A 12,480-nucleotide genomic window follows, 5' to 3' on the forward strand; every position below is an offset into this window, starting at 1 on the left:
CCTGGGCCCGCGGGCGTCACAACGTGGGCCTCAGCTCCCGTAATTCACCGCCTGGACGACAGCTGCCGACACCACACCAACTACTCTGGCCCCAGCCGTACGACCCGCGCCCCCCGCATCCCGGGTCGTACCCCGCCCCACAACAGTTTCCTCTCTTCCCCGTTGGCCCAGAGGAAAGGTATGGAAGTACATGTCCGACCAGCAGAAGGCACCGGGAGAGTCCTCCGCCTCCGCAGCGGAAGCCGGCACTCCCGACGCCGAGGCCGTCGCGGCCCAGCTCGCCGGTTCCGGCACCGGGAAGCCCCAGACCGCCTCCACGTCCGAGGGCACCGACGCGGGAAAGGCCGCCGCGAGCGAGCCGGAGGCCGGCGCCGACCCCGCCCCCTCCGCCGCCCCTGACGCCGAGAAGGCCGGGAGCGACCCTGCCACCAAGGCCACCAAGGCCACCAAGGCCGGCAAGCCCGAGGCGGAAGCCGAAACAGAACCCGAGGCCGGAGCCGGAGCCGGAGCCGGTGAGAACGCGCAGGGCGCCGCCGGGAGTTCCGAGGGCGAGGCAGCGAACGGAAGCGGCGCGCAGGCAGTCTCCGCCGCGGCCACCCGGGAGCAGCACGAGGCCGTCGCGATCGCAGCCGTCGGCAAGAACACGGCCGTCTCCACGCAGAGCGCGGTCGGCAGGCCCCGTAAGCCGGTGCTCGCCGGTGCCGCGCTGGCGGGCGCCCTCCTGGTCGCCGTACCGCTGCTGATCACGGTGACGGACAAGGACGAGGAGAAGAAGAACGTCGACAACGCGGCCTCCGACACCGTCCTGAACGAGGCCGGCGGCCCGGCCGGCGTCTTCGAGACGCAGACTCCCTCGCCCTCCGCGTCCGAGCCGAAGAAGAAGGCCGCCACGAAGAAGGCGGACGCCGTGGCCGCGCCGCCGGTCGCGGAGGAGGCCGCCGCACCCGCCCCGAAGCCCAGCCCCTCACCGAGCAAAAAGAAGAAGAAGACCGCGACGAAGAAGGCCGCGAGCACGCTGCCGGCCGTCTTGACCAGGGTGCTCATCAAGAACAACACCAACGGCACCTGCGTGGACGTCCCCGGCTTCAGCAGTGGCAGGGCGGACGGGCCGGTGACGCACGCGACGTGCAACAGCAACACCGACGACAACCAGCTGTGGAACGTCGAGAAGCGCTACGACAAGGCCGGGCCCGGCGGGGCACCGCTCTTCCAGATCCGCAACGTCATGGACAGCATGTGCCTGGACCTGCCCGGCTACCAGGGCGTCGGAGGTGCCACCAAGGTCACGGAGTTCCCGTGCAACGGCACCACGAACGACAACCAGTTGTGGTGGCTGGACAAGCAGTCCGACGGCAGGTTCTGGATACGCAACGCCGCCAGCAACAACCAGTGCCTGGACTCCTACGCCAACAACGACTCCACGCGCAGCCTGATCATCTGGCCCTGCGCCCCGGAGGGCCAGAACAACCACGAGTGGGTCTTCACCCGTTCCTGAGGGGCCCCAGGGCTCATGCGCCGGCGGCCGACACGTACTTGTAGTAGATCGTGGTCGGGTGCAACTCGCCCGCCGGCGTCCTCGCGTAGTCGGGGATGACGCCCGCCCTGGTCCACCCGGCCGACCGGTACAGCGACTCGGCCGGGCTGTCGGTCTCGGTGTCCAGGTTGAGCAGGGTCAAACCGGCCTCGGCGGCCGCGCGTTCGGCCGTGGCGAGCAGCGAGCGTCCGAGGCCGCGCCCTCGCCCCTCCCGGTGCACCATCAGTTTCGCCACCTCGGCGCGGTGGCGGCTGTTGGGCTTGTCCGGGAGGACGAGGCTCACCGTGCCCGCGATCCTGCCGTCCAGGTACGCGGCCCACACGGCGAGGGAGCCGTCCGTGAGCGCATCCGCCCGCGCTCGCCACCAGTCGGCGGCCGTGGCGCGGTCGAGCGGTGCGAGGAAGCCGATCGACGCGCCGCCGTCGACCGTGTCGGTCAGCAGCTCCGCCAACTCGTCTGCGGCGGACAACAATTGACCAGCCGTCAGCTGTACGCAGGTCGCGGCGGCCTTGGCGGTCACGGCAGCACCACCGCCAGCGCGTAGCGCGCGTCCCGTGGGCCGGGGCACCGGAACCGCGTGGGGCCCCACACCCGCAACCGCAGACAGTCCCCGGTGGCGAGTTGGTGCTCGGCGTCCTGGGCCGTGATGTCCAGCCGTCCGTCGAGCACCCAGATGTGCTGTTCGAGGCCGGGTACGGGCGGCCGGTCGTAGGCGATGTCGGCGCCCGCGGTGAGCCGGCCCTCGACGAGTTCGCCGCGCAGCCCCGCGTGCGGCGGTGACACCGAGCGGCGTACGAAACCGGAGGCGCGGTCCTCCCACACGGCCTGGTCGGCGGCGCGTACCAGCGGGACCGGCGCAGCCTCGGCCTCGACCTCGCTGAGGAGCTGCGACATGGTGCGGCCGTGGACGGCGCACAGGCGGTTCAGGAGCGAGGCCGTGGGGCTGATCTCGGCGCGCTCGGCGCGTGACAGGGTCGAGCGGCTCACCCCGCTGCGTTCCGCCAACTCGCCGAGGGACCAGCCCCGTTCGGCCCGCAGCTCGGCCAGCCGGGCACCGAGCCTGACGTCCATGGGGTCCATGGGGTCCGTGGGATGCAAGGGATCCACGGGAGCCGCGGGAGTTATGGGGCCCGGGCGGGCGGCTGCGGTGGCGTCCGCAGGGGTCACGCCTTCGTCTCGTCTCACATTCGGGATGCTATCCCAGATGCGGGACACCGGGTGCCGCTTCCGCCACCTCCGCCAGCGCTTCCAGCACCGGCAGGATCAGCGGGTGGGCCTCGGCTCCCCGGCGTACCGCGGCGAAGACCCGGCGGGTGGGGGCGACTCCGTCGACGGGGCGCACGACCACTCCCGCGAGGTCCATGCCCTGCAGCGCCGAGCGCGGTACGAGGGCGACTCCCGCGTCCGCCGACGCCAGCGCGACCACCGCCCGGAAGTCGTCCGAGGAGTGTTCGAGGCGGGGCTGGAAACCGGCGTGCTCGCAGGCCAGGACCACCACGTCGTGGCAGGGGTTGCCCGGGTAGGGGCCGATCCACGGATCTTTGGCCAGCTCGGCGAGCGGCACCTCCGTACGGTCGGCGAGGCGGTGGGTCTGGGGCACGACGGCGTCGAACGGTTCGGCGTACAGCGGGATGTGCGCGAGACGCGGGTCGTCGGCGTCCGGGGCTCCCCGGTACTCGACGGCGACCGCGACATCCACCTGACGGTCGAGCACCATCGGCAGGCTGGCGTCGCCCTCGGCGTCCTGGACGCGCAGGAGGATGCCGGGCGCCGTGCGGGCGAGGCGGGCCAGGGCGGGCGCGACGACGAGGCCGATGCCGGTCGCGAAGGAGGCGACGCTGACCGTACCGGCCGAACCCGAGCTGTACGCGGCCAGCTCCGCCTCGGCCCGCTCCAGCTGCGCGAGGACGGCGTTGGTGTGGCCGAGCAGGATCTCACCGGCCGGAGTCAGCCGTACGCCCCGGGCGCCGCGCTCCACCAGCCGGTGTCCCGTCTCCTGCTCCAGGGCGGTCAGCTGCTGCGACACCGCGGAGGGTGTGAGGTAGAGCGCGGCGGCAGCCGCCGTCACCGTCCGGTGGTCCGCCACCGCTCGGAGAATGTGCAGCCGCCGCGCTTCGATCATGCGGCAGATTCTCTCAGGACTTCGAGGAGATTCAGGCGGCGTCCTCCGCCAGCTCCGCGCGCGCCGCCACGAAGGCGTCCACCGCGCGGTTCACGTCCTGTGTGGAGTGCGCGGCGGACAGCTGGACGCGGATGCGCGCCTTGTCCTGCGGGACCACCGGGTACGAGAAGCCGATGACGTACACACCGCGTTCGAGCAGCAGCTCCGCCATCCGGCCGGCGACGGTCGCGTCCCCGATCATCACCGGGGCGATGGCGTGGTCGCCGGGAAGGATGTCGAAGCCCTCCTCGGTCATCCGGGAGCGGAACAGCGCCGTGTTGGCGGTGAGTTGCTCGCGCAGGTCGTCGGCCGCCTCCAGCAGGTCGAGAACCTTGAGCGAGGCGGCGGCGATCACCGGGGCCAGGGTGTTCGAGAAGAGGTACGGGCGCGACCGCTGGCGCAGCAGCGCGACGATCTCGGCGCGGGCGGCGACGTAACCGCCCGACGCGCCGCCGAGGGCCTTGCCGAGGGTGCCCGTGATGATGTCGACGCGGTCCATCACGCCGTGCAGTTCGGGGGTGCCCCGGCCACCGGGCCCGACGAAGCCGACGGCGTGCGAGTCGTCGACCATGACCATCGCGTCGTAGCGGTCGGCGAGGTCGCAGATCTCGCGCAGCGGGGCCACGTACCCGTCCATGGAGAAGACGCCGTCGGTGACGATCAGCCTGCGGCGGGCGCCCGCGGCCTCCTTCAGCTGCTGCTCCAGATCGGCGAGGTCGCGGTTCGCATAGCGGAACCTGCGGGCCTTGGACAGCCGGATGCCGTCGATGATCGACGCGTGGTTGAGGGCGTCGGAGATCACCGCGTCCTCGGCGCCGAGCAGCGTCTCGAAGACACCGCCGTTGGCGTCGAAGCACGACGAGTAGAGAATCGTGTCCTCCTGGCCGAGGAACGCGGACAGCCGCCCCTCCAGCTCCTTGTGCACCTCCTGCGTACCGCAGATGAAGCGCACGGACGCCATGCCGTAGCCCCAGCGGTCGAGTGCCTCGTGGGCGGCGGCGACGACCTCCGGGTGGTCGGCGAGGCCGAGGTAGTTGTTGGCGCAGAAGTTGAGGACCTCACCCGCACGGCCGCCCGAGGTGACGGTCACCGTCGCGGACTGCGGCGTGCCGATGACGCGCTCGGGCTTGTGCAGGCCCGCGGCGCGGATCTCGTCGAGGGTGGTGCGGAGGTCGTCGCGTACGGAGTCGAACATCATCAGTCCTTACAGAGTCCGGAAGACGGTGGAAGCGGTCCGGAGCCCTCAGAGGGTCCAGTCGAGGATGACCTTGCCGCCGCGGCCGCTCGCCGCGTCCTCGAAGGCCGCCTCGAAGTCGCGGTGGCCGTAACGGCCGGTGATGACCGGCGCGAGGTCGAGGCCGCCTTCCAGCAGGACCGACATCGCGTACCAGGTCTCGAACATCTCGCGGCCGTAGATGCCCTTGATCGTGATCATGGAGGTGACGATCCGGGACCAGTCGACGGCGAACTCCTCGGACGGCAGCCCGAGCATGGCGATCTTTCCGCCGTGCGTCATGTTGGCGAGCATGTCCCGCATCGCGACCGGGTTGCCTGACATCTCCAGGCCCACGTCGAAGCCCTCGCGCAGGCCGAGGGAGCGCTGTCCTTCGGCGATGCCCGACTCGGCGACGTTCAGCGCGAGGGTGACACCGATCTTGCGGGCCAGCTCCAGACGGTCCTCGCTGACGTCGGTGACGACGACGTGCCGGGCGCCCGCGTGCTTGGCGACTGCGGCGGCCATCAGACCGATGGGGCCCGCCCCGGTGATCAGTACGTCCTCCCCGACCAGCGGGAACGACAGCGCGGTGTGCACGGCGTTGCCGAACGGGTCGAAGATCGCGGCGATGTCGAGGTCGACGGGGACGCGGTGCACCCAGACGTTGGACGCGGGCAGCACCACGTACTCGGCGAACGCGCCGTCGCGGCCGACCCCGAGGCCCACCGTCGCACGGCACAGATGGCGCCGGCCGGCCTGGCAGTTGCGGCACTTCCCGCAGACCAGGTGCCCCTCGCCGCTGACCCGGTCGCCCACCGCGATCTCGCCGACGTCACGGCCCGTCTCCACGACCTCGCCGACGAACTCGTGGCCGAGCACGAGCGGCGCCTTGATCGTCTGCTGGGCCCAGCCGTCCCAGTTGCGGATGTGCAGGTCGGTGCCGCAGATCCCGGTCCGCAGGACCTTGATCAGCACATCGCCGGGGCCGACGACCGGCTCCGGTACGTCCATGAGCCGCAGCCCGGGCTCCGCCTTCTCCTTGACCAGCGCCTTCAACGGGGCTCCTGTGCGTGAGGTCCCGGATCCAGGCATGCCGAAGGACGCCCGCACCGGGGAGAGGAGTGGATTCGAGCAGCAATCTGCCGTACATCGGCACCCCGGGTCCATCGAGGATTTCTTAACCTCTGCCGCAGCTTTCCTTCACACCACCGATCCTCCAGTGATCTTCCGGCGCCCACCGGCCGTAACCGTGCCGCCTTCCCGGAGGGCGGCACGGTTCCCGGTCAGAGCCCGCCCTCCCGCAACTCGATCTGCCCGATCAGCTCCGCCGCCATCGCCTTGATGGTGTCCAGGCCGGACCTCCCCCACGGCCTGGGCTCGACATCGGTGACGCACACCGTGCCGAGCGCGATGCCCGTACGGTCGAGGAGAGGGGCACCGAGGTAGGAGCGGATGCCGTACTCGTCGACCACCGGATTGCCCGCGAAGCGGGGGTAGTCACGGACGTCCTCCAGGACCAGCGCCTTGCGGCGGACCACCACATGGGGGCAGAACCCATAGTCGCGGGCCATATGGCGGCCGGGGCCGATGGAGGACGGGGCCGGCCGGCTGAGGTCGGCGTCACCGCGGATCGTGTCACCGCCTCTGCCTCTGCCACTGGCACCGGCACCGGCACCGGCACCGGCACCGGCACGGTCGCTGCTGGTGTTGGTGCTGATGCCGGTGCTGATGTCGATCCCGGTGTCCAGGGCGTCGTGCCGGGTGTCGGGGAGCCGGGCGTGCGGGGCCCGGGAGTGCGGGGGCTGGGCATGCCGGGGCTGGGCATGCAGGCCCGCGAAGAACTGCCGTTCCTCGCCGACGAAGTTGACCATCGCGTACGGCGCCCCCGCCAGCTCGGCCAGCCGCCGCGCGAACGCGTCGAGGGCCGGTTCCGCGCGCTCCCCCAGGCCCAGCACCCGCAGTCGGCACGTACGGGCCGGTGCCTCCTTGTCCTCGGGTGTGAGCAGCAGCCGACCGGCCGGGCGCGACGGGTCGTAACTCATGTGTGTGCTCCGTGGCTCGGGGCGCGTGTGGGTGCGTGGGCGAGCAGATGGCGGACGAGCGTCAGCAGGGTCTGCACTCCTGAACTGGAGATCCGCGCGTCGCAGCGGACGACCGGCACGCCCGGGTCGAGGTCGATGGCCGCGCGTACCTCCTCCGGGTCGTAACGGAAGCCGCCGTCGAACTCGTTGACGGCGACGATGAAGCCGAGACCGCGCTGTTCGAAGAAGTCGACCGCGGCGAAGCAGTCCTCCAGGCGGCGGGTGTCGGCGAGGACGACCGCGCCGAGCGCGCCTTCGGAGAGCTCGTCCCACATGAACCAGAACCGTTCCTGTCCGGGCGTGCCGAACAGATACAGCACGTGTTCCGCGTCGAGGGTGATGCGCCCGAAGTCCATCGCGACGGTCGTCTCGACCTTGTTCTCGATGCCGTCGAGATTGTCGGTCGCGGCGCTGACCGTGGTCAGCAGTTCCTCCGTGCTGAGCGGCGCGATCTCGCTCACCGCGCCGACGAAGGTGGTCTTGCCCACCCCGAAGCCTCCCGCCACCAGGATCTTCAACGCGGTGGGGAACGGGTCAGAGCTGTCGTCGTAGTCCATCGAGCACTGCCTCCAGAAGAGACCGGTCAGTGGGGTTGTGGTGGAACGTCGGGGGCTTCATGGACAGCGCCCCGCAGTCGACGAGGTCGGACAGCAACACCTTGGTCACTGCCGCCGGCAGCTTCAGATGCGCGGCGACCTCGGCCACCGAGACGGGGTCCCGGCACAGTTCGAGCGCCTGGGCGTGCTCGGGGCCGAGGTAACCGAGGGGGGTGACGCCGGTGGCCATCACCTGGGACAGGAGGTCGAGCGCGGTACTCGGCCGGGTCCTGCCGTTGCTCACCTGGTAGGGCCGCACCAGGCGGCCGGCCGCGCCGTCGAGCCAGGGCCCGTCGCCGGCCGCGGCCACGTTCAAGGCCTCATCGCCGGCGGTTCGACGCTGTGCTGCCGCGGCGCGGTCATCAGGTACGGGCGGACGCTCTTGACCAGCATCGCCATCTCGTAACCGAGTACGGCCGCGTCCGCGTCGCGCCCGGCCAGCACGGCCAGACAGGTGCCGGAACCCGCGGTGGACACGAACAGCAGCGTGGAGTCCAGTTCGACGACGACCTGGCGCACGTCGCCGCCGTCGCCGAAGCGGACGCCCGCGCTGCGCCCGAGCGAGTAGAGCCCGGAGGCCAGGGCGGCCATGTGGTCGGCGCTGTCGGGATCGAGTCCGTGCACCGACTTCACGAGGCCGTCGCAGGAGAGCAGCACCGCGCTCCTGGTGTGCGGTACGCGCTGGACGAGGCCGCTCATCAGCCAGTCGAGATCGGATGCATGGCCGGTCGGCGCATCGCTCGCCATGGGGGATCGACTCCTTGAAATACGAAGGTCTTCGGGAGCGGAAGTGTGGGTGGGGGTGTGCGTGGGGGTGCGCATGGGGGCGGGGGCTGCGTGCTTCATCCGGCCGGTGCGCTCCCGTCGTGCCGGGCGGACTCCATGGGAGCGGCCTCAATGGGAGCGGGCTCCATAGGTGGCGGCTCCATGGGTGGCGGCTCCACGTGGGCCTGACCCATGTGGGTCGGGCCCATGTGGGTCGGGCCCATGTGGGTCGGGCCCATGGAGTCCATCTCCCTGCACCGGGCCTCGGCGAGTCCGATGCCACGCTGGAACGCCGCCATCAGGCCGGGATCGTGTCCCACCAGGAACTCTGATTCCTGCCGGGGCGCGGGCCCGCCACGCAGTTCGGGCACGATGTGCTCCTGGGCCCGCCGCCTGGGCAGTTGGGGCCTGCTCATGCTGCCGCGCACCACACCGTTGCGCGGGGTGGGCGGCGCGACCGTGTTCTCGGCGACCGCCTGCCTGTCGTCGGGCCGGATCCCGGGGACGGCTTCCGCGGGGTTGGCCCTGGACTCGGCCCCGCGCACCGGAAGGGGGGCGGGACCGCCCTCGCCCCCACCGTTCACGACGGTCAGCCCGCCGGGCGTACCGTCCGGCCGCGACTGGGCATGCGCGGACGCCTGCACGGGCACGGCGGTCCAGGCGTCGTGGGCTGGGGTCCCATGTGCAGGGCCTCCATGTGCTGGGGTCCCATGTGTCGGCATCCCATGTGCCGGGGTCCCGTGTGTGGGCGTCCCATGGGCCGGGGTCCCATATGCGGACCGCTCATGGGCCGGAGTCGCATGTGTTGAGACCCCATGTGCAGAGCCCTCATGTGCAGGACCCCCATGTGCCGCAACCTCACGGACAGGGGACTCGTTCACACCGGCGGGCGCCACCACCCGTGCCCCGCTCCGCGCCCCCTCCTCGTCCCCCAGCAACGCCTGCGGCACCACCAGCACGGCCTGTACGCCGCCGTAGATGTTGGTCTGCAGCCGGACGGCGATCCCGTGCCGGCGCGCGAGTTGGGAGACCACGAACAGGCCGATGCGGCCGTCCTGGAGCAGACTCGCCACATTCACCTGGTCCGGGTCGGCGAGCAGCGCGTTCATCTTGTGCTGTTCGGCCAGCGGCATCCCGAGCCCGCGGTCCTCGACCTCGACGGCGAGCCCGGACGTGACCACGTTGGCCCGCAGCAGCACCTGGGTGTGCGGCGCCGAGAACACCGTGGCGTTCTCGACGAGTTCGGCGAGCAGATGGATCACGTCGGCCACGGCGTGCCCGCGCACGGTCCCGTCGATGGGCGGTACGAGTTTGACGCGTGAGTACTGCTCGACCTCCGCGGTCGCGGAGCGCAGCACCTCGGTCATGGAGACCGGGTTGCTCCACTGACGGCGCGAGACGGCACCGCCGAGCACCGCGAGGTTCTCGGCGTGCCGGCGGATGCGGGTGGCGAGGTGGTCGACGTGGAAGAGGCCCTTGAGCAGGTCCGGGTCCTCGATCTCGTTCTCCAGCTCGTCGAGGATCGAGATCTCGCGGTGGACGAGCGACTGGAGCCGCCGGGCCAGGTTGACGAAGACCTCGACCTTCTGCTCGCTGCCCGCGTGGCTGGACAGCTGGGAGGCCTGGACGACCGCGCCGATCGCGCCGTCGTGCGCGGACGCCAGATCCTCGGCGAGCAGGTCGAAGTCGTCGGCGTCCGCGGCGGGCCGAGCACGCGGCCTGCGGACGGGCGGCCCGTCACCGCGGCGCAGTGCCTCGACGAGGCTGAGCAGATCGGCCTGGCCCCGGGCGCTGATGCGGCGCAGCGTCCCGATGCGGTCGCGCACGGACCGGGCGGCCCGGTCGGCGGCCACGGTGGCGATCACGATGCCCGCGACAGCGACCGCGAGGGCTCCGGAGAGCACGATCCACAGGGTGAGGCCGGGGCGTGCGCCGGTCGTGCGGACGGTGAAGAGCACGGCGGCGCTCGCGCTGAGCGCCACCGCGAGGGGCGGCAGGATCGCGAGGCGGAGCAGTTGGGGGCGTATGTGGGTCTCGGGCAGCGTGGGGGTGGTGCGGGCGACCGGTCGCCCGTGCCGCCCGCCCTCGCGGCGGTCTGCGCGTGCGGCCGGTGCGCGAAGGTGAGACATCTACGTCCTCGTACTGGTGTGGCGGGGCTGTGGGGGTCCCCCGGTCGAGAGAGCCGAAGAAATAGGCCCTCTGTCGCTCAGCGGCCACTCACAGTAGTCGTCACCGCATCATGTGCGGTGGGCAGTTGACAAAGTCCGACGACTGACGTCCCGCTCTGGTATGAGCGTTCGTACGACAGACCGATTAACTCGTCGAACACGCACCCCTGCGCCTCACCAGACCGATCAGACCTGGTCAGAAGTGGTCAACGAAAAACAGCGAGGGCCGAGGAGCAGTTCGCTCCTCGGCCCTCGCCGACCGCCGTCGGGCGGCCTCAGATCATCCGGCAGGCACCGATTCCGGGTCCCCGGTGTCCGCCGCCTTGTCACGCGGAGTGTCACGGCCCGCCTTCTCGACGACTGCCTCGTCGCCGACCGCCTTCTCGACGACCGCCTTCTCGCCGACGGCCGTCTCGGTGAGAGCCGGGTCGACGACCGTCCCCTCCCGGACCGACTTCCCTGTGCCCGTCTCCCCGGTGCCCGTCTTCTCGACGGCGGGCCAGCCGCCCTTCGGCACCAGGGCCACGCCCCGCCACCAGGGCTCGGACGGAACGGTCTCCGCGGTGGGTTCGAAGGGCTCGCCCGGGCGGGGCAGCGCGACCCGGGCGCCTACCGCGTGGGCGGCGCTGACGGTGCCCTCGCCCGGCTCGGCCCACGGGTGCCCCGCCAGATTGAACGTGGCCCAGTGGATCGGCATCATCACGCCGGTGGGCCGGTCGCCCTGGAGGTCGAGGTGGGCACGCATGCCCTCCTCCGGCGTCATATGGATGTCAGGCCAGAAGTCGCTGTAAGCACCGATCTGGATCATCGTGGCGTCGAAGGGGCCGTACTCGCTGCCGATGTCCTTGAAGCCCTCGAAGTAGCCGGTGTCACCGCTGTGGTAGATCCGGTGCTCGTCTCCCGCCACCACCCAGGAGGCCCAGAGGGTGTGCTGCGTGTTGCGCAGACCGCGGCCGCAGAAGTGCCGGGCGGGGGTGGCGGTGAGGGAGATCCCGCCGACCTTCGTCGTCTCGTGCCAGTCCAGCTCGCGCAGCCGGTCCGCCGGGACCCCCCAGTGCTCCAGATGGGCGCCGACACCGAGAGGCACCGCGAACAGCGTGTCCGTGTCCGCCAGGGCCTTGATCGTGGGCAGGTCGAGGTGGTCGTAGTGGTCGTGGGAGATGACGACCACGTCGACCGGGCCGAGCGCCGCCAGCGGCACGGGCACCGGATGCAGCCGCTTGGGCCCGGCGAAGGCGAACGGGGAGCACCTCTCGCCCCAGACGGGGTCGAAGAGCACCCGGTGCCCGTCGATCTCCGCGAGCACACTGGAGTGGCCCATCCACGTCAGCCGCAGCCCCGAGGCAGGCGGCGCCGCGAGGTCGGCGAGGGTCGTGGCATGCACCGGCACGACGCCCGCCGGAGCCCGCAGGACGCGCTCTTCCTTACGGAAGTAGGACTTCGCGAACTCGCGCATGGCGCCGTCCGGGCGAGGGGCGCCCTCGGGGTTGCGGAACACGCCGTCCGCGTAGTTCGGAGATCTGCGGATGCGCTCCATGCGCTCACCACTCGGATCCACGCCGAACGCGGCGGGGCGCAGAGCACGGAGCCCGGAACTCAGGGAACGGGAGCCGGTCACGGCACCTCCAGTGGGTCGGTCTGAATATCCATTATGGTCGCCGCCTCTGACAGCGCCGGGTCGGGCGCGTGACAGAGCGGTGTCCGTGCCGAGCACGGCGAGGACCAACCCGTACCCCATCACTCACACCGAAGATCCGTTCAGCACGTCGACAGACACGATTGACATATGCGCCCAGCGCTTTCGATACTGCGCTTTCGGTACTGACCGATCATTCAGTAACGAGGGTGCTGGACCGGCGCCGGGCGCAGTGTGCGCCCGGCTTCCAGCCGGTGAAACGTTCCGAAGCCGATCCCTGTTCCCGAGGAGACCCTGTGAACGACCCGGACAGCACCCCCTTG

Annotated in this window: 12 protein-coding genes; 1 reads left to right on the plus strand and 11 read right to left on the minus strand. The window is 71.1% G+C overall.

Translation table 11 applies throughout. The features are described from left to right. The first annotated feature begins 190 nt into the window (after nucleotides 1–190). On the plus strand, nucleotides 191–1,495 hold the full coding sequence (locus C6Y14_RS29650) for a ricin-type beta-trefoil lectin domain protein (RefSeq protein WP_107019929.1): 1,305 nt from the start codon (nucleotides 191–193) through the stop codon (nucleotides 1,493–1,495). A gap of 13 nt (nucleotides 1,496–1,508) precedes the next feature. Here C6Y14_RS29650 and C6Y14_RS29655 read toward each other — a convergent pair whose 3' ends face one another. The 11 genes from C6Y14_RS29655 to C6Y14_RS29705 form a co-directional block, all read right to left on the minus strand. Then, nucleotides 1,509–2,054, minus strand: coding sequence for a GNAT family N-acetyltransferase (locus tag C6Y14_RS29655; RefSeq protein WP_107019930.1), 546 nt, complete (start codon nucleotides 2,052–2,054; stop codon nucleotides 1,509–1,511). Further along, entirely contained in the window at nucleotides 2,051–2,614 is a 564-nt protein-coding gene (locus C6Y14_RS29660; RefSeq protein WP_107019931.1) for a helix-turn-helix domain-containing protein, read from the minus strand. The genes C6Y14_RS29655 and C6Y14_RS29660 overlap by 4 nt, the downstream gene beginning before the upstream one ends. A 115-nt stretch (nucleotides 2,615–2,729) precedes the next feature. Next, a complete protein-coding gene (locus tag C6Y14_RS29665) occupies nucleotides 2,730–3,656 on the minus strand; it encodes a LysR family transcriptional regulator (protein ID WP_107019932.1) in 927 nt (308 codons plus the stop codon). A gap of 31 nt (nucleotides 3,657–3,687) precedes the next feature. After that, nucleotides 3,688–4,890, minus strand: a complete 1,203-nt coding sequence (locus C6Y14_RS29670) for a glycine C-acetyltransferase (protein ID WP_107019933.1) — start codon at nucleotides 4,888–4,890, stop codon at nucleotides 3,688–3,690. A gap of 48 nt (nucleotides 4,891–4,938) precedes the next feature. After that, nucleotides 4,939–5,967, minus strand: a complete 1,029-nt coding sequence (gene tdh, locus C6Y14_RS29675; RefSeq protein WP_107019934.1) for an L-threonine 3-dehydrogenase — start codon at nucleotides 5,965–5,967, stop codon at nucleotides 4,939–4,941. Between the two features lie 227 nt (nucleotides 5,968–6,194). Next, nucleotides 6,195–6,953, minus strand: a complete 759-nt coding sequence (locus tag C6Y14_RS45265) for a GAF domain-containing protein (RefSeq protein ID WP_107019935.1) — start codon at nucleotides 6,951–6,953, stop codon at nucleotides 6,195–6,197. Continuing rightward, nucleotides 6,950–7,549 carry a GTP-binding protein gene (locus C6Y14_RS29685; RefSeq protein ID WP_107019936.1) on the minus strand — a complete coding sequence of 200 codons (600 nt, stop codon included), beginning with the start codon at nucleotides 7,547–7,549 and terminating at the stop codon, nucleotides 6,950–6,952. Before C6Y14_RS29685 ends, C6Y14_RS45265 begins: the two co-directional genes overlap by 4 nt. Beyond that, complete coding sequence (locus tag C6Y14_RS29690) at nucleotides 7,527–7,898, minus strand: DUF742 domain-containing protein (RefSeq protein WP_107019937.1); 372 nt, start codon at nucleotides 7,896–7,898, stop codon at nucleotides 7,527–7,529. The genes C6Y14_RS29685 and C6Y14_RS29690 overlap by 23 nt, the downstream gene beginning before the upstream one ends. Before the next feature lie 2 nt (nucleotides 7,899–7,900). Then, nucleotides 7,901–8,335, minus strand: a complete 435-nt coding sequence (locus tag C6Y14_RS29695) for a roadblock/LC7 domain-containing protein (protein WP_107019938.1) — start codon at nucleotides 8,333–8,335, stop codon at nucleotides 7,901–7,903. 95 nt (nucleotides 8,336–8,430) lie between these two features. After that, nucleotides 8,431–10,482, minus strand: coding sequence for a sensor histidine kinase (locus C6Y14_RS29700; protein WP_107019939.1), 2,052 nt, complete (start codon nucleotides 10,480–10,482; stop codon nucleotides 8,431–8,433). 319 nt (nucleotides 10,483–10,801) lie between these two features. Then, nucleotides 10,802–12,139 carry an MBL fold metallo-hydrolase gene (locus C6Y14_RS29705; RefSeq protein ID WP_225891349.1) on the minus strand — a complete coding sequence of 446 codons (1,338 nt, stop codon included), beginning with the start codon at nucleotides 12,137–12,139 and terminating at the stop codon, nucleotides 10,802–10,804. Nucleotides 12,140–12,480: the final 341 nt, after the last annotated feature.

It is taken from the genome of Streptomyces dioscori (genome assembly GCF_003024195.1).
GTDB classification, from domain to species: Bacteria; Actinomycetota; Actinomycetes; order Streptomycetales; family Streptomycetaceae; genus Streptomyces; species Streptomyces dioscori.